The sequence below is a fragment of the Salipaludibacillus agaradhaerens genome (assembly GCF_002019735.1).
GTDB classification, from domain to species: Bacteria; Bacillota; Bacilli; order Bacillales; family Salisediminibacteriaceae; genus Salipaludibacillus; species Salipaludibacillus agaradhaerens.
Genome location: NZ_KV917378.1, coordinates 3657040 through 3673034, shown reverse-complemented (window position 1 = coordinate 3673034; position 15995 = coordinate 3657040). Strand labels below are relative to the sequence as shown.

Below are 15995 nucleotides of genomic sequence, written 5' to 3'. Positions count from 1 at the left end.
TCACTCAGAAATAAGACTTTGAGTGGCGTGAAAACAATGAATCAACGACACTCACTCACAAATAAAACTTTGAGTGGCGCGAAAAGAATGAATCAGCGACACTCACTCAGAAAATGGGCTTTGAGTGGCGCTAAAAGAGACAATCAACGCCACTCACTCACAAAATTTGATAGAGTTTGTCCATGTGCGCAAATAAAAAAGCAATACCCGTAAAATACGGATATTGCTTTCTAAATGATCGAACCATTATTCAGCTACTGGAACGACTGCATTGTCATATGTTTCAAGGATAAAATCACTTACTTCCTCAGAACGAAGCACTTCTACTAATGTTAAAATACGCTCATCGTTTTCATCACCACTGTTAACAGCAATCACGTTAGCATATGGGTTATCTCCGTCTGCTGTTTCAGTGAGAATAGCATCTTCAAGAGGGTTAAGTCCCGCATCTAGTGCATAGTTTGAGTTAATAAGAATAGCGTCACCTTCGCCATTTTCGTAAGCGGTTGGCAGCAGTGCTGCTTCTACATTTGCAAGGAATTCAAAGTTATTTGGATTCTCTTCAATGTCATCGATCGTCGCATTAATACCAACGCCTTCTGCTAGAGTAATAAGGCCCTCATTCTCAAGCATGGATAAAATACGCCCGTGATCGGCTACACTGTCACTCATAATAATTTCTGCGCCTTCAGGTAATGCTTCTACACTATCATAATCTTGAGAATACAAACCAATCGGTTCAATATGGATACCGCCTACATTAACGAAATCATAGCCGTGCTCTTCAATTTGACTCTCAAGGTATGGAACGTGCTGGAAGTAGTTTGCATCTAGTTCACCTTCGTCTAAAGCTTGGTTAGGTAAAATATAGTCATTAAATGTGACAATTTCCAGCTCAACGCCTTCCTCTTCAAGAAGATCTTCAGCAAATTCTAGAATTTCAGCATGAGGAATGTTAGAAGCTCCAATGACTAATGGTTCCTCTTCCTCAGTAGCTTCAGAGTTGGTTGCTTCATTATTATTACCTGTGTTGTTGCCAATCTCCGTTGTGTTATTTTCCTCTTCTTGTCCGCAAGCAGCTAGGACACCAACTGTTAACGTTACCGCTGTTAATGTTTTAAGCAATTTTTTCATAATGTTCTTACCCCCTAAGTTTTTTGAGCTTATCGCTTATCTAATTTATTTGTTAAATAATCACCTAACATTTGAAGTAAAAAGACGATTATTAAAACAATCACTGTGGCTACAAACGTAATATCTGGGTTGTTTCGTTGGAAACCATCCCGAAAAGCTAAATCACCTAATCCACCAGCACCGATCACGCCAGCCATTGCTGTATAACTGACGAGAGCAATCGCTGTCACTGTAATTCCTGATACAATCGCTGGCATTGATTCAGGTAACAAGACTTTTAAGACAATTTGGCTGTTACTTGCTCCCATCGCTTTCGACGCTTCTACAACACCTTTATCAATCTCTCGAAGGCCAATTTGCACCATTCTTGCATAAAATGGTGCCGCACCAATAATGAGTGCTGGTAAAGCTGCAGAGGGGCCGAGCATTGTCCCCACTAAAGATCTTGTAAATGGAATAAGGAGTACAATTAAGATGATAAAAGGAATTGATCGAAAGACATTCACAAATAATGCTGTAATAAAGTTAATCACTTTGTTTTGCCAAATTTGACCTCTCTCAGTCAAGAACAATAATAACCCTAACAACACACCAAATATAAATGTAAAAATAAGTGCTATAGCAGTCATATAAAGTGTTTCTTCAGTTGCTACCCACATATTATCCCAATTAACGTTTGGAAATAATCCTTCTTCTTCATTATAGAAATTCTCAAACATAGTGGATCACCTCCACGTCTACTTTTTGCTCTTTAATGTAGGTGATCGCTTCTTCAATCACAGTCTTTTCGCCAGTCACATTCACAAACAATGACCCGTACGATCCGTCTCTCGTCTGTGAGATCTTCCCTTGTAAAATGCTGATAGAGATATCAAAACGCCTCACGACATCCGTAATAAGCGAGCGTTTAGCATCACTTCCTACAAATGTAAGCTGTAAGACGTGTCCGATGCCGTCATCTTTAAACAGATGTGCTATTGCTTCCTCTGTTTCTTCAGGCTCCGTCACTTGCTTAACAAATTCTTTTGTCATGTCTTCCTTCGGGCTCCTAAATACATCAAGAACCGGTCCTTCTTCAACAATTTGACCGTTTTCCATGACGGCCACGCGATGACAAATTTTTCGGATAACGTGCATTTCATGCGTAATAAGTATGATCGTTAAGCTTAATTTTTTATTAATGTCTACTAACAGATCTAAAATAGAGTCCGTCGTTTTTGGGTCTAAAGCCGAGGTCGCTTCATCACATAGCAAGACCTTTGGGTTAGTAGCTAACGCTCTTGCTATTCCAACTCTTTGTTTTTGTCCGCCACTCAGTTGAGCAGGATAGGACCCCCCTCGCCCTTCAAGCCCAACGAGCGTAATGAGCTCTTGCACGCGCTTTTTCTTCTCGCCTTTCGAAACACCTTTTATTTCCAATGGAAACGCAATGTTTTCTTCCACAGTACGTGACCAAAGAAGATTAAAGTGTTGGAAAATCATACCGATTTCTTGACGAGCTTTTCGGAGTTCTTTTTTAGTAAGGGTCGTCATGTTTTTACCTGCTACCGTTATATCACCTGAGGAAGGCGTTTCAAGCATATTTAGTAAACGAATTAATGTACTTTTACCAGCTCCGCTATAACCGATAATTCCGAAAATTTCGCCTTCATCGACAGTTAAATCAACGTGGTCAACAGCGGTTACGTCACCGTCTTTCGTTTGAAACGTTTTAGCTATTTTTTGTAACGAAATCATGTCTATCCTCTCTTTCTTCCTTTACACAGACATGTCAATTCTCACTATTTGAAATGACAGCAAGTCAGTCTAGGCTTATATTAAGTATGACTTTTCACCATATAAAAAACCTCCCTGCTTGCAAAAAGATAAGCAGAAAGGTTTTATCATAACTGAAAAGCCTTCCTCTCATCTTTCAAAGCAATTACACTTTGTGGAATTGGCACCTTCCAGAATTAATTCTGGTGGTTGCCGGGCTTCACAGGGCCAGTCCCTCCGCCACTCTTGATAAGAAGATAATTTCATATTAATTTTAAAGTCTGATCTGAATATTATCATGTGCTCATAATGTTGTCAATATGTTTTTTTAGTTGGATGAGACTGCCAAGGAGGGGGTATATAAAAGAAGGAAGAGAGCATGCCAAGGTATAAGATATAAAGGGGAGGCAATCAATTAATGTGATTTTTTGGGTAGTAGAGGTAAAAAAGGGCCTCAAGCCAAAGTAAATATTTTAATGCACCATCTGCTATTAGGTCTCCCCTTTTCGACATTGCCAATAAAAAGTCTTCTCCTTTTAAAAGATGTGTAATAACTTCCTCATCACCACTAATAAAAACGGCTACTTCATGCTCTTCCACCGCTTGTATAACGTTGACAGCACTTTGTTGAAAATCTAAGTACCACACACGCCCTTCACATGTTAGTTTCACTTTAATATCATATTTTTTTAGTAGTTGTGACGCTTGCTCCTGTTGACTCATATCATTTATAGCTGAATACAGCAAAGTTTCCATCTTTTCACGTCCTTAGATAATAGTCCCTATACATTCTATATATCACTAATATTCGACGTGAATTGATAAATTCCTGCTAAAATCGCTTATCAGGCAGAATGAAACTTTTGAGCTAAACGACTATTAACACCACCCCATATCACACCCCTCAACATATGACTGAGGATACTCCTTTTTCTTATTTTGAGTATGTTTATAAAATTTCTCATTCTTGAATTCAAAGCCATCTGCCATTTCATAGTTATAACTATGGCCACTTTGTTTTACTTTGCCAATTTTTTCAGTTTGATAAAATAGTGCTGTTTCCCCATCTTCTTCTGGTTTCTTTTCTATATCAGATGAAATATCGACCAATTCATCTTGACCCATGATTGTATCCTGCGATAATTGTCCTTCACCGATATTATCTTCATTATGATTCGTCATATTAAAACGCCTCCTTCCACACCTTATCATGTTAATTTTTGAGATTGTTATTCACGAGAGGGCGCGGGAGTTACAGGAAACACTATGTCGGATGGAAACCATCTTCATTCTTCAACACAGAAAAATAAAAAACGCCCTTATGCCTTTAATAAGCACTGGGCGTTCATACTTTTAATCTTCTTTCGTCATTTCTTCGTAAGCTTCTGCATCCATCAGATTATCTATTTCCGATTTATCAGATGGCTCCACAACAACCATCCAAGCTTTTTCATATGGAGATTCGTTTACAAATTCAGGAGAATCATCAAGCTCTTCGTTTACTTCCACTACTTTACCACTGATTGGAGCATAAAGCTCTGATACTGTTTTGACTGATTCAACACTACCAAAGGGCTCGTCTGCTTCTAATTCGTCGCCAACTTCTGGTAATTCAACAAATACAATATCACCTAGCTCTGATTGTGCAAAGTCCGTAATCCCAATTCTTACTTTCCCGCCTTCTTCTTTCACCCATTCATGTTCTTCTGAATACTTTAATTCTTTTGGCAAATCCATGTTTATCCCTCCGAGTATCATTTAAAGTAACTGCTAAGATGTTGACATCTTAGTATGTATCACACAGCTTTCATCTGTCTCCACCCTACTATAATATATTTACAGAAAGGGGAGCAACAATGTTGATAAAAACGTCATTATTTTTTCCACGTTTGTGTAAAAGTCTCTTCGTTAAAGCCAACTGTCACTCGCTCTCCATCTGTTGTGAGTGGACGCTTAATCAGCATACCATCTGAAGCGAGAATATCTAACAATTCATCGTCAGAAGCTGTTTTTACTTTGTCTTTCAAACCAAGCTCACGGTATTTTTTACCACTTGTGTTAAAAAACTTTTTCAGTTCTAGCCCACTTTTTTCATACATTTCCTGTAATTCATCTTTAGAAGGAGGACTTTCTACAATATGGATGGCATTGTAGGTAATATCCTCGTTATCTAACCACGCCTTCGCTTTACGGCATGTCCCACACTTAGGGTAATGATAAAATGTGATGCTCATAAGTGACCTCCTTTTTTTGCATAACTTATGTTTACAGTTTGCATGTCCATGCATTCAAAGCAGAAAACTGGTTATTTTTGTCTGTAAACACCGTATTTAAATTTATTCTATCTTATTTTGTGAGTAATATCACGCAAGATGCCTGCATATGATAATTCTCTAGTGTTTCAGTAAAAGCCAATTATGTTCTCATTTAAAATATGTAAGCGAGGCCTTACGTAACAAGGCCTCGCCATAAGAGAGAAGTATGCCTTCTAATCTGAAAGAAGGATATTTTAATTTGGGACAGGGGAGTGTCCCAAAAAAAGATAACAAGATTTAAACGACATATTTTTCTTGCTCTAAGATTTTTGCAGCTAAAGTCCGCTTTTTCTCAATTATATTAATCGGCGTATGCCTTGTTAATTTTTTCAAGATAGATAACATGGTCCGTAAGTTATCGCCCTCTTCTAAAGCGACAAGAGATTCTTTAGCAATGGCTTCAATATGGTTGAAAGCTTCCTGTGTATAAATTTGTGTCATAAGTAGCTTTTGATTAGATTTCTCTAATCCTTTGCTTTCAATCCCTTTTTCAGTTCTAAGAATACATGATTCTATATTAAAAACTTCATTAACAAGATCTGCCACATTACTTAGAAGTTCTTGTTCCTTTTGTAACTTATCACCATATGTTTGAGCAGCAGTCCCCGCTATCATTAAAGCGATTTTCTTAGCATTTGCTAGTAAATATTTCTCTTGCTCTAGTGGTTCATCTCCCACCTCTTCTGGCATCATCATCATGAGCTCTTCCTGTAAACCTCTTGCTTTTTCAAGTAAAGCAAGTTCCCCTTTCATCGCTTTACGCATAAGGGTTGCCGGCACTAACATACGATTAATTTCGTTTGTTCCTTCAAATATTCGATTAATTCGTGAATTTCGATACATAGACTCTACTTCATATTCAGCCATAAATCCGTAGCCTCCATGTATTTGAACAGCTTCATCCACTACAAAATCAAGAACTTCAGAACAGAAGAATTTATTTAAGGAACATTCTATTGCATAATCACTTATCGCTTTACCCACTTTTGCTCCGTCTTGTTGGTCTTCTTCAGACAACTGGGCAAAGGCAGCATCTATGAGTCCACCCGTTCGATAAATCGTACTCTCAGCTGCATACGTCTTCGCTGCCATTTCTGCCAGCTTCTTTTGAATGAGTGTAAACTTAGCGATCGGTACTTTGAATTGCTTACGTTCATTAGCATAAGCTGCCGATACTTCAATTGCTCTTTTCGCACTTCCTACACAACCAACACCTAATTTATAACGCCCAATATTAAGAATATTAAAGGCAATGACATGGCCTTTTCCTATTTCACCTAATACATTCTCCTTCGGCACAAGTGCCTCGTTAAGAATTAATGTTCTCGTGGAAGACCCTTTAATCCCCATCTTCTTTTCTTCTGTTCCTGTCGATACGCCTTCATAGTCTTTTTCAACAATAAATGCGGTAAAATGTTCTCCGTCTACTTTGGCATAAACGATAAAAATCTCAGCAAATCCGGCATTTGTAATCCATTGTTTTTCTCCGTTTAACACGTAATGCGTTCCTGCCTCATTTAAAACGGCTGTTGTTTTTGCACTTAAAGCATCAGAGCCGGAGCTCGGTTCAGTTAACGCATAAGCAGCGATCGCCTCTCCTGTAGCTAACCCTGGTAGATACGTTTTCTTTTGTGTTTCTGTGCCGAAAAACACAATGGGAAGAGTTCCAATTCCCACATGTGCCCCATGCGTTAATGAAAAAGCCCCTGCAATAGCGAATTTTTCGGTAATGAGCGTTGAACTTATTTTATCAAGCCCAATACCGCCATATTGCTCAGGAACATCCGCTCCAAGGAGCCCCAGTTCTCCTGCTTCCTTTAACAGCCTGACAGATCGGTCAAATTCATGATTTTCGATAAATTCGACTTCCGGCACGACTTTCTCTTTAACAAAATCTTCTGTTGTTTTTGCAATCATGAGATGTTCATCAGTAAAGTCCTCTGGTGTAAAAATGTGATCTGCGGACGTATCATCTAACAGAAAACTACCGCCTTTTAACGTTTTATCTGCCGTTTCCATCGTCATTCCTCCTCGAATCATTTAAGTTGAATGGTTATAATACAAAGGTTGGTCCCGGAACTATAGTAGCTCAAACACGCCAGCAGCTCCCATTCCGCCTCCAATACACATCGTTACAACACCAAATTGTTCTTGTCTTCGTTTCATTTCGTGCAAAAGGGTTAATGTCAATTTTGTGCCCGTACAACCGAGTGGGTGCCCAAGAGCAATTGCCCCGCCATTGACATTCACTCTGTCATAATCAAGTTTTAATTCTCTTATCACTTGTAGAGACTGGGAAGCAAATGCCTCATTAAGCTCAAATAATCCTATGTCCGAGAGCTTAAGTCCTGCTAATTTGACGGCTTTTGGAATAGCTTCTACTGGTCCTATCCCCATAATATCTGGCGCTACACCTGCTACAGCAAATGAGCGAAACTTCGCTATAGGCGCCAAGCCTTCCGCCATCGCTGTCTCATGATCCATGACGAGAACCGACGCCGCACCATCACTCATTTGTGAAGCATTTCCTGCTGTCACAGTTCCTCCCTTTGGTAGAAAGGCTGGTTTTAATGCTGCTAATGCTTCCACCGTTGTTTGTTCACGAATCCCTTCATCTTCTTGAATAATCACTTCTTTTTCACTTAATGTGTTCTTATCATCCACAGCTCTTAACGTAACAGGAACTGGGACGATTTCATCAGAAAATTTCCCTTCTTCACGAGCTTTAGCCGCACGCTTATGACTTTCTACTGCAAATGCATCTTGGTCATCGCGACTAATGTTAAAGCGTTTAGCCACCTCTTCTGCTGTATGCCCCATTCCCATGTAATATTCAGGAGCGTTTTCAACGAGTCTTAGATTAGGCGCAATCACATGCCCTCCCATGGGAATAAGACTCATAGATTCTGCTCCCCCAGCAATAATGGCTTCCGCGTGGCCAAGCATAATTCTTTCTGCTGCGTATGCAATACTTTGTAAACCGGATGAACAATAACGATTAATCGTGATGGCTGGCACTTGTTCAGGGAGACCGGCAAGTACGGATGCAAAACGGGCCATATTCATTCCTTGTTCTGCCTCTGGCATCGCACACCCAACTATCACATCATCGATTCTTTCTGGTGAAAAATCATTGGCCCGCTTTAACGTTTCCCTTATGGTAATAGCCGCGAGGTCATCTGGCCTAACTGCGGCGAAACTTCCTTTTTTCGCTTTCCCTACAGGTGTTCTTGCACCTGTTACAATCACTGCATCTTTCAAATGCTTCCCCTCCTTCACAAATCAATTTAATTGCGTAACGGCTTCCCTTTCGTCAGCATATGTTGCATTCGTTGTTGTGTCTTTGGCTCTCCAGTTAAACTTAAAAATGCTTCTCGTTCTATATCTAATAGATAGTCTTCATCCACTTCAGTGCCTTTCGGTACACGACCGCCAGCAATAACGAAAGCTAACTTTTCTGCAATTTTCATATCGTGGTCTGATAAAAGCCCACTGAATTTCATCGATTTTGCTCCAAGAAGCATTGTGGCATAGCCTGGTTCTCCAACGACTCTTATTTTCTTACGTGTTGGTGGGCGATACCCTTGAGCGGCCAAATGGCGGACACTTTCTTTAGCATCATGTAAAAGATGATCGCTATTAATACTGATACCATCCTGTGGCCTAATAAACCCATATTCAGCAGCTTCCTGCGCACTGGTACTCACCTTTGCCATTGCGATCGTCTCAAAGACGTTATTTGCAATCGCTTGATAGTCAATGTTTGCTCCTTGCGGCAATCGATCAATTTGTCTGAGGTAAAGTTCTTTATTACCACCACCTCCTGGAATCAGCCCCACACCTGTCTCTACTAACCCCATATACGTTTCCATTGAAGCCTGAATACGTGCCGATGGTAGACAAATCTCCGTTCCCCCGCCCAGTGTCATAGCAAAAGGAGCACTCACAACGGGTTTAGCCGAGTAGCGAATGGCTGTCATCGCTTTTTGGAAATGACGCACAACGAGGTCTATTTCTGAAAAGTTCATGTCTTGCGCTTCCATTAAAATCATCATAAGGTTGGCACCGACACAAAAGTTTTTACCTTGATTATTAATGACGAGCCCTTGATAATTCTTCTCTACTTCATCAATTGATTTATTAATCATTTGTAAAACATCAAGGCCAATTGAATTATTTTTTGAAGTAAATTCAAGACACGCTACATCATCACCTATATCAATCAAAGCAGCACCGGTATTTTTCATAATGACACGGTCATTGTCCTTAAGAGTAGCGAGGTGAATGACTTTTGAATTAAACTTTATTTCTTTGTACTCTCCTTGATGGTAGTAAGCATGTTTATCTTGATAAAAGTGAGTGAATCCTTTTTCAAGCATCGCCTCAATCCATGAAGGCACTGTTTCTCCTTCTTCTTTCATTCGATTAACAGATTCTTCAACCCCTATAGCATCCCATGTCTCAAACGGTCCTAAATCCCAGCCAAAACCCCATTTCATCGCTTGATCAATATCATATAGTGACTCAGCCACTTCACCATATTTTTCAGCTGCATAAAGGAGTGTTGGTTTTAGTACGCTCCAAACGAGTTCTCCAGCCCGATCATCAGCATATACAAGCGCTTTCATTTTAGCGGATGTGCCTTTAGCCTGTTTACTCTTTTCCACAGAGGGTGCAGATAATTTTTGTCTTGGCTCATATGTCATTTTTTTATAATTTAGTTCTAGAATAGCACTGCCTGTTTCACTTTTTTCCTTATAATAAAATCCTTGTCCTGTTTTACTCCCAAGCATTTTTTTATGTGCCATATCTTTCATGAATGCAGGTGGATCAAATATGTCCTTTTCCTTGCCTTCTACCTGATCATAGACATTTTTCGCCACATGCAGGAATGTATCTAGCCCTACCACATCCAAGGTTCTAAACGTAGCACTCTTAGGTCGGCCAAGAGCAGGCCCTGTGACAGAGTCAACTTCTCCAACACTGTAACCACGGGCTTCCATCTCTCGTACTGTCACTAACAGCCCATAAGTACCAATCCTATTAGCAATAAAGTTAGGCGTATCCTTCGCTTCCACAACCCCTTTCCCTAAGGTGTTTTCTGCGAATTGTTTCATATATTCAAAGATTTCATCTGACGTATCTTTTGTACGAATTAATTCAAGTAGCTTCAAATACCTTGGAGGATTAAAGAAATGTGTGCCTAAAAAGTGATGTTTAAAATCGTCTGATCGTTCTTCTGCCATGGCTTCGATCGAAATTCCTGACGTATTTGAACTGACCACTGTCCCTTTTCTCCTGTATTTATCAACTGTTGCGAACACCTCTTTTTTTACTTCAAGGTTTTCAGTGACGACTTCAATAACCCAGTCAACTTCTGAAAGGCGTGGCATGTCATCAGCCATGTTTCCAGCTTCAATTAAATCTACGTTACTGCGTTTAGCTAATGGTGCAGGCTTTTGTTTTTTCAACTGTTGAATGGACATAGCGGCTAACCGATTTCTAACCGGTTTGTCATTAAGTGTCAAGCCCTGTTTCTGTTCATGCTCAGATAGCTCTTTTGGCAAAATATCAAGTAATAATGATGGTATGCCAATATTGGCTAAATGAGCAGCAATAGCTGATCCCATGATTCCTGATCCCAATACAGCGACTTTTTTAATAGTTCGTGACATAAAGAACCTCCTTTAATTATACTTTGAATGAATACTCATTCATTTTTCGTTCTAAAAAAAAGTAACGTTTTCAAATTGAAATTTTTTAGTGGCTCTTCATGTATTACTATATTAAATTTTTAGCTTTCGCGCAACCATATTAACAGAAAAGTTTATTTTTCTTTTCGTTGGAATGAAGCTCATCATTCAAAATAAGAGGTCCAATTTCGAATAATGACTGTGAGCTTCATTTCAGACGGCCCCTTTCCCAAGAGCTTTTCTTCAGCTAACTTTTGCTCTCTAACTCCTAAGAAAAGTGGTTCTTCAGACTGGGCTTCATCCTCAGGAAGTCGCCGTTTTTCACCATGTGATAGCGACGATTTATCACTGTCTATTTGATCGTATTGAAAAATGAATAGTGACACTCATCCAATCATTTATCATTTGGTTGGTATTTACAATAAAAAACTTTAGAAAGAGACTCGTTTCCCACTTTAGTAACAGATGGTTGATCCAATTATAATTGTAAAGTCGTGCATAGTTCGTGCTTTTTTGAGAAAGCTATCTTATGAGAGTTAGTTTAACAAAAAAAGGAGGATATTATGCAACAGCAACCATCGATGAATCAAGGTCAAAACATGCCGCAACCCCCATCTGTCATCACCACAAAAGATCATCTTTATATTAATGACATGTTGGCTTGGAATTTACTTGCTATGAAAAAAGCCCATGCCTTTTCACAACAGTGCTCTGATCAAGAGGTCTCACAAGCATTAGACCAAGCTGGACAAATGCATCAAAAACATTACCAAACGTTATTAACCCATTTACAAACTCAGGGACAAAGCGGCTCCCAGACGCTTCAATAAAAAGGAGGGATTTTTATGAATCAACAACAACCACAAGCAGGTAGTCAACAGCAATCTAAAATTCAGAACCCGAAAACACAAGTTCCTGAAACACCTCAAATGAACGATAGAGATTATATTAATGACATTCTAGCAACCGAAAAGTATATGACTAGCTCGTATTCTACAGCGATGAATGAAGCTAGTCATGAAGCCCTCTACACAGATATTGAGACTATTTGCACAGAATCTCAGCGATGTCAACGTGAACTATTTAATCTGATGTTTGAAAAAGGCTGGTATAGCTTTGAAGCCAGTGACACACAAAAATTAGATCAATCCTATCAACAATACCAAGGCTACTCCACTCAGTTCCCATATTAAATGATAAAGCTGGAGTGATAACTCCAGCTTTTACCTTTGATTATTAAGACTATTTTTTTATTTAAACGTCAAAACTAGTTATATGGTTAATGAAGTTATTTTATTAAGCGGTCTAACTGTGGGATGTTTTGCTGAGTGGTTTTTTCACATGAAAAGAGATAATAAACGAAAGGAGGGAATGAGACGCATATTTCCCCATCACACACTCACTACTGTTGTATTTAGTCTATCTCTTTTCTTATGTTATTTACTCAAAGACACATCCTCTGCTCAAGAAGGGTCATTTATAAAATGGATTGGGATCAGTGTGTTCTTATATGGCGGCATTATCCGTTGTTGGACGTATAGATTAATGTACATCCATAGCAGGCATTTTCACTTACCTCTTTATGAACGTCCACTATACACACGCGGCCCATACCGTCACCATCGTCATCCACTTCATACTAGTCTATTTCTCATGACACTAGGGAGCGGTTTATTAATTAGTAATCATTGGTTAGCAGCACCATTAATGTTTTTGTTAATCGGAAGTGCTCTCCATCCTATTATGCGTGAAGAAGAACAATTCTTAGCACAAAAATATGGAGATATTTACGCCTGTTGGTGTAAACATCGATTCAGATTACTTCCATTTTTCTACTAAATGAAACACATCGGATCTTCTACCTTGCTTAAAGAGCGCGTGTGGCTGAACTTATGTTCAAACATGGCGTCAACGTAGGAGAGATAAAACGAACCTTCAATCAGTGCGCGTTTTCGCTCTGCTCCCACTGATCAGGACCTTAGCGTTCGTTATCTTCCGCCTATATAGAGTTGGCTCGCCCCTCTATTTTGAGGCGGATGGTTTACATGCGGTTATCTGGGATAAATTTTATGAACTTTTCTTTAAAAAGCCCGTATACTTTCGATCAATAAGCTGGCTTTCAATTTGTTTCATCGTATCAAGCGCTACCCCTACCACGATTAACAACCCTGTTCCTCCTATTTGAACTGCCGGAGGTAAACCAGCTACTTGAGCAAACAAGATCGGTAATATAGCAATCGTGGCAAGGAAGATAGATCCCACGAAGGTAAGTCGGTATAGTACTTTCACAATAAATTTTTCCGTCGCTTTTCCTGGTCTCACACCAGGAATAAATCCATTTTGCTTTCTCAAATTATCAGCCATCTGCTCTGGATTCATCTGAACCATCGTATAGAAATAAGAAAAGGCAATGATAAGCAGAACATAGATCGCCATACCTGCTGGATGCGTGTAATCAAACACTTCAATCACCCAGTGAGCAATGGGATTTTGCTCACCCACAATTCCTGCAATAGTAGAAGGAAAAATGAACAAGGCCATTGCAAATATAACAGGGATCACCCCAGCAGCATTCACTTTTATCGGTAAATGCGAGGATTCACCGCCAGTGGGCCTCCCACCAGCAATCAACTTTTTCGCATATTGTATAGGTATTTTTCTAATGGCTTGCTGGACGAAAATAACGCCGACAACAAGACAAAGAATCGCAAGTAAAATAAGAAGAACTGTGATGACATTTATAAATAGTCTATCTCCAGCATCAGCAAGATAAATAGTATATAGCTGCATCACGCCATTAGGGATGCCAGATGCAATTCCAGCAAAAATCATAATGGAGATCCCGTTTCCTACCCCTTTAGCGGTGATTTGTTCGCCGAGCCAGAGTAAAAAAGCGGTACCTGCTGTTAATACGAGAGCAATCGTTAAATATGTGGTTACCGATGGGTTAGGTACAAGTCCTGGCATAATATTATTAAATCCGATTGATAAACCGATTGCTTGTACAAATGCAATGACAATCGTACCGTAGCGAGTCACTTGTGCAAGCTTCTTCCTGCCTGCTTCGCCCTGTTTCGACCATTCAGAAAACTTTGGAACAACATCCATACGTAACAGCTGTACAATGATCGACGCTGTAATGTAAGGCATAATACCAGTAGCAAAAATTGAGAAGTTCTCTAAAGCCCCTCCACCAAACGCGTTTAAAAACCCAAGAGCTCCCAATCCTTCAAAATTTAATACGTCTGCGTTTACTCCCGGAGCAGGAATATGGGCTCCAATACGAAACACAACTAATAGAGACAAGGTAAAGAAGATCTTTTCACGCAAATCTTTTACTTTGAACATATTTCCAATAGATTGAAACATTGCCGCCACCTCAAATATTAAGACGTATGTATATTTTTACTATTTTATAGAATACCATAAATTTCAACGAAAGCTAGTAATTTTTTGCATTTTCGACAAAAGTGACATTATTCCGCCAAATCGTGAGCGTTTTCATTCTCTTTCTTTAATAAAAAACGCTCCAAACTAAAAAAGTAAACGTCCTCCGGCCAGGAGTAAAAGGACAACTCATTGGGGTAAATTATAACTACAACCTAAAATGGAATAAATATCTATTAAAGAGGATTTACCGTGAGTCCTAAAACCTCAAATTCGATTTTTTTATGGCAATATAAAAAAGCTATGCAACAAGTCATTCACTCGCATAGCTTACACATACGTTCAACAGCGAACATGTTTCGACTATTCCCACCTACATTACACATCTTAGATGAAGACTATCCCACTTAAACCATTAAAGAATTAAACTTTATCGACTAAATACAGCTTTTTTATTGAGGTTTTCCAGCTTCTCTAACTGTGCACCTGTCACAGGATAAATAGTAATAGAATCATTGAGTTTCGTCATTGTCCTGATCACTTCTCGCTCGCTGCCAGTGAGTAATACAGCCTCTTTGCCGCCGTGATAAAATATATCAGACAACGTTTCAATTGACTGGCTTCCTTCTAACTGCAAAGTTAATTGCTTTCCGGTTACAAACCATACTTTTGTCTGTTTCGGAGTAAATGATTTATCCTCATTCCCAGTCATAGAAATATTCAAAACGTCAGGCTGCTTCTCACTTGTGTGTGATAAATGGTTAACAAGGTCTTCTACTATAGCACTGGCTGTTGGAAATTTACCTGCCCCTGGGCCTTGAAAAGCGATAGACCCGACAATACTGCCCTCTAAATGAATCGCATTATTGACACCTTCTACCGCGTAAAGAGGATGTTCGGCTATAATAAGATGGGGACGTACAGATGCCACAGGCTGCCCCTTCACATTTTCTAAAGCAGCTACATGCTTAATTCGTCCACCTATTTTTTCTGCAAGGGCTAAATCCTCCAGTCGAATTTCTCTTATACCTATTGGGATAGCACTTTGCCACACAGGCGCTCGGCCAAATAGCCATTGACTTAAAATCGTCGTTTTAAAATACGCATCCCAGCCATCCACGTCTTTATCAGGGACAGCCTCAGCATACCCCTTTTCCTGAGCTTCAGCTAAAGCAACATCAAACGCCGCTCCTTCCTCTCTCATTTTCGTTAAAATAAAATTAGACGTCCCATTCACAATGCCTTCCAATCGTAAAATATCATTCGTTTTTAACGTGTGACGAATGCTAGACAAAACAGGAATACCACCAGCTACCGCAGCTTCGTAATATAATCGGCAGTTATTTGCTTCCGCTAATGGCAAAAGTGTTTCTCCATGTTTTGCAACCAGTTCTTTATTCGCTGTTATGACAGTTATTCCTTTGCTTAATAACGCGTGCACATAAGGATAGCCTGTTTCAGCATCTGGTGACACTTCAATGACCACATCTAAATCGGCCAATGCTATGACTTCTTCGAAACGATCCGTTACCTTTGTATCGTTTGCTACATGACGTTTGCGAGCAGCATCTTTCACAAGAATAATGGGTATTTCAAGGTCACTCCCTATTAAATGAGTAACTTTTTCTCTTTTTGTCAGCAGTGTTTCATAGACACCACTTCCCACTGTCCCAAAACCAATGATGCCTATTTTTTTCACATTGCTCATCCC

At 39.5% G+C, this 15995-nt stretch carries 16 protein-coding genes and 1 riboswitch; of the genes, 3 read left to right on the top strand and 13 right to left on the bottom strand.

Annotated features, from left to right (window positions below; translation table 11 throughout):
* Positions 1-246 precede the first annotated feature (246 nt).
* The 11 genes from BK581_RS16795 to BK581_RS16745 all read right to left on the bottom strand — a co-directional run bounded on the left by BK581_RS16795 (position 247) and on the right by BK581_RS16745 (position 11283).
* Positions 247-1134, bottom strand: a complete 888-nt coding sequence (locus BK581_RS16795) for a MetQ/NlpA family ABC transporter substrate-binding protein (protein WP_078579253.1) — start codon at positions 1132-1134, stop codon at positions 247-249.
* 29 nt (positions 1135-1163) lie between these two features.
* Complete coding sequence (locus BK581_RS16790) at positions 1164-1853, bottom strand: methionine ABC transporter permease (protein WP_078579252.1); 690 nt, start codon at positions 1851-1853, stop codon at positions 1164-1166.
* Positions 1846-2871, bottom strand: coding sequence for a methionine ABC transporter ATP-binding protein (locus BK581_RS16785; protein ID WP_078579251.1), 1026 nt, complete (start codon positions 2869-2871; stop codon positions 1846-1848). Before BK581_RS16785 ends, BK581_RS16790 begins: the two co-directional genes overlap by 8 nt.
* A 165-nt stretch (positions 2872-3036) precedes the next feature.
* A riboswitch (SAM riboswitch) is annotated at positions 3037-3145 on the bottom strand.
* A 155-nt stretch (positions 3146-3300) separates the two neighbouring features.
* A complete protein-coding gene (locus BK581_RS16780; RefSeq protein WP_078579250.1) occupies positions 3301-3645 on the bottom strand; it encodes an SCP2 sterol-binding domain-containing protein in 345 nt (114 codons plus the stop codon).
* A 123-nt stretch (positions 3646-3768) separates the two neighbouring features.
* Positions 3769-4071: a DUF2553 family protein gene (locus BK581_RS16775; RefSeq protein WP_169837767.1), complete on the bottom strand. Its 303-nt coding sequence runs from the start codon at positions 4069-4071 to the stop codon at positions 3769-3771.
* A gap of 171 nt (positions 4072-4242) precedes the next feature.
* Entirely contained in the window at positions 4243-4626 is a 384-nt protein-coding gene (gene gcvH, locus BK581_RS16770) for a glycine cleavage system protein GcvH (protein ID WP_078579248.1), read from the bottom strand.
* 137 nt (positions 4627-4763) lie between these two features.
* Positions 4764-5123, bottom strand: coding sequence for an arsenate reductase family protein (locus tag BK581_RS16765; protein ID WP_078579247.1), 360 nt, complete (start codon positions 5121-5123; stop codon positions 4764-4766).
* 318 nt (positions 5124-5441) lie between these two features.
* On the bottom strand, positions 5442-7223 hold the full coding sequence (locus BK581_RS16760; RefSeq protein WP_078579246.1) for an acyl-CoA dehydrogenase family protein: 1782 nt from the start codon (positions 7221-7223) through the stop codon (positions 5442-5444).
* Between the two features lie 60 nt (positions 7224-7283).
* Positions 7284-8465, bottom strand: a complete 1182-nt coding sequence (locus BK581_RS16755; RefSeq protein ID WP_078579245.1) for an acetyl-CoA C-acetyltransferase — start codon at positions 8463-8465, stop codon at positions 7284-7286.
* A 26-nt stretch (positions 8466-8491) separates the two neighbouring features.
* On the bottom strand, positions 8492-10879 hold the full coding sequence (locus BK581_RS16750; protein ID WP_078579244.1) for a 3-hydroxyacyl-CoA dehydrogenase/enoyl-CoA hydratase family protein: 2388 nt from the start codon (positions 10877-10879) through the stop codon (positions 8492-8494).
* A 182-nt stretch (positions 10880-11061) separates the two neighbouring features.
* The gene (locus BK581_RS16745; protein WP_078579243.1) at positions 11062-11283 is read right to left on the bottom strand and encodes a hypothetical protein; all 222 of its coding nucleotides are present in this window, start codon (positions 11281-11283) and stop codon (positions 11062-11064) included.
* Between the two features lie 177 nt (positions 11284-11460).
* On the opposite strand from BK581_RS16745, the gene BK581_RS16740 reads away from it, so the two are divergent.
* The 3 genes from BK581_RS16740 (at position 11461) to BK581_RS16730 (ending at position 12736) form a co-directional block, all read left to right on the top strand.
* Complete coding sequence (locus BK581_RS16740; RefSeq protein WP_078579242.1) at positions 11461-11727, top strand: hypothetical protein; 267 nt, start codon at positions 11461-11463, stop codon at positions 11725-11727.
* A 15-nt stretch (positions 11728-11742) separates the two neighbouring features.
* The gene (locus BK581_RS16735; protein WP_078579241.1) at positions 11743-12090 is read left to right on the top strand and encodes a spore coat protein; all 348 of its coding nucleotides are present in this window, start codon (positions 11743-11745) and stop codon (positions 12088-12090) included.
* 178 nt (positions 12091-12268) lie between these two features.
* Positions 12269-12736, top strand: coding sequence for a methyltransferase family protein (locus BK581_RS16730; protein WP_169837765.1), 468 nt, complete (start codon positions 12269-12271; stop codon positions 12734-12736).
* A 228-nt stretch (positions 12737-12964) separates the two neighbouring features.
* Here BK581_RS16730 and secY read toward each other — a convergent pair whose 3' ends face one another.
* Positions 12965-14266 (bottom strand): preprotein translocase subunit SecY, encoded by a 1302-nt coding sequence (gene secY, locus BK581_RS16725; RefSeq protein ID WP_078579239.1) that lies wholly within the window; start codon positions 14264-14266, stop codon positions 12965-12967.
* Positions 14267-14714: 448 nt separating this feature from the next.
* A complete protein-coding gene (locus tag BK581_RS16720; RefSeq protein WP_078579238.1) occupies positions 14715-15992 on the bottom strand; it encodes a homoserine dehydrogenase in 1278 nt (425 codons plus the stop codon).
* Between the last annotated feature and the right edge of the window lie 3 nt (positions 15993-15995).